Annotated in this window: 2 protein-coding genes and 1 other annotated feature; of the genes, one reads left to right on the top strand and one right to left on the bottom strand. The window is 64.3% G+C overall.

The window, feature by feature from the left end; all coding sequences use genetic code 11:
• Nucleotides 1-124: 124 nt before the first annotated feature.
• Nucleotides 125-1,356 (bottom strand): IS3 family transposase gene (locus ACOJSI_RS14895; RefSeq protein WP_420139082.1). Its coding sequence is split into 2 segments (ribosomal slippage): nucleotides 125-1,065 and nucleotides 1,065-1,356, totalling 1,233 coding nucleotides; the frame shifts between segments, so codons are not numbered across the junction.
• Nucleotides 956-1,072: a sequence feature (AL1L pseudoknot), on the bottom strand. It overlaps the preceding gene by 117 nt.
• A gap of 50 nt (nucleotides 1,357-1,406) precedes the next feature.
• Here ACOJSI_RS14895 and ACOJSI_RS14900 point away from each other — a divergent pair.
• Nucleotides 1,407-1,607, top strand: a 201-nt coding sequence (locus ACOJSI_RS14900) for a hypothetical protein (protein WP_420139083.1), incomplete at its 3' end; no start/stop codon positions are given.

Raw genomic sequence — 1,607 nt, forward strand, 5'->3', positions numbered from 1 at the left:
GGACATTTCACGAGTCAGCTAAGGGTCATTTCTAGTATGGGGGCAGCGGTACGAAGCAGTGACAGCGCTAGCGCTGGGTAAGAGCTGAACCGCGCCGGGTTTGCCGGAGGCCATTGGATGTTAGTCACGCCGCCATATCGATCTGCTCGGCGGCAGCATAGTAGTTCGCTTCGGCTTCGGCAGGCGGGATGTTGCCGATGGGCTCGAGTAGCCGGCGATGGTTGAACCAGTCGACCCATTCGAGGGTAGCGTATTCGACGGCTTCGAAGCTACGCCATGGCCCGCGTCGATGGATGACTTCAGCCTTGTACAGGCCGTTGATCGTCTCGGCCAAGGCATTGTCATAGCTGTCTCCGACGCTGCCGACGGAGGGCTCGATGCCTGCTTCTGCGAGGCGTTCGGTGTATTTGATGGACACGTACTGGCTGCCGCGGTCCGAGTGGTGGACAAGGCCAGCACCTCGCGCAGGACGGCGATCGTGCAGCGCCTGCTCGAGCGCATCGAGGACGAAGCCGGCATGGGCGCTCCGGCTGGCCCGCCAGCCGACGATCCGACGGGCATAGGTGTCGATGACGAACGCCACGTAGACGAACCCGGCCCAGGTCGCCACGTAGGTAAAGTCCGACACCCACAGCATGTTCGGCGCCGGAGCACGGAACTGGCGGTTCACCCGATCGAGCGGGCATGGTGCCGCCTTGTCGCTGACGGTGGTGCGCACCGGCTTGCCGCGGATCACGCCTACCAAGCCCATCGCCCGCATCAACCGGGCAACGGTGCATCGGGCGACGTCGAACCCCTCGCGGCGCAGCTGCCGCCAGATCTTGCGGACGCCATAGACGCGGAAATTCTCCTCGAACACGCGGCGCACCTCCGGTCGAAGCACGTCGTCCCGCCGAGCCCGAGCCGACCGCCTGGTCGGCTCCATCCTTCTGGCAACATGGGCATGGTAGGTGGATGGGGCGATCGGCAGTACCCGGCAGATCGGCTCGACCCCGTACATCGCGCGGTGCGCGTCAATGAACGACACCATCACTTCGCTCGGCGGTCGAGCTCCGCCATCGCAAAATAGGCGGACGCCTTGCGAAGGATCTCGTTCGCCTGACGCAGTTCGCGATTCTCGCGCTCCAAGGCTTTCATCCGCTCCGCGACGTCACTCGGCACACCACCGCGCATGCCGCTGTCCACCTCGGCTTTCTTCACCCATTCGTTGAGCGTCTGCCCGGAACAGCCGATCTTCGCCGCGATCGATACTACCGCCGCCCACCGCGACGGGTGATCCTTCTCGTGTTCCAGCACCATCCGCACCGCGCGGGTGCGAACCTCAGGCGAGAACTTGTTCGTCGTCTTGCTCGTCATAGACCCTTCCTCTCAGGAGTTGGGGCCTCCGACAAACCCGGCGCGGTTCAATGTTCGGCGCACTGCTCAACCTGATGTCTTTTGCGCTGGCCATGCTGCCGACACTATCACCCGAGCGCCTCCCGCGCATGGCCGGGTTCGGGCGTCTCGGCATCGCCATCGAAGGGTGCTTTGGAGACCCGGGCTGCTTCATGGCCGCCTACGACGCCAATCGCGCCCTGAGTTCGGCCATCCTCGCCGATAGCGATCCC

Origin of the sequence: Sphingomonas sp. (assembly GCF_048595155.1) — a bacterium.
Taxonomy (GTDB): domain Bacteria; phylum Pseudomonadota; class Alphaproteobacteria; order Sphingomonadales; family Sphingomonadaceae; genus Sphingomonas_I.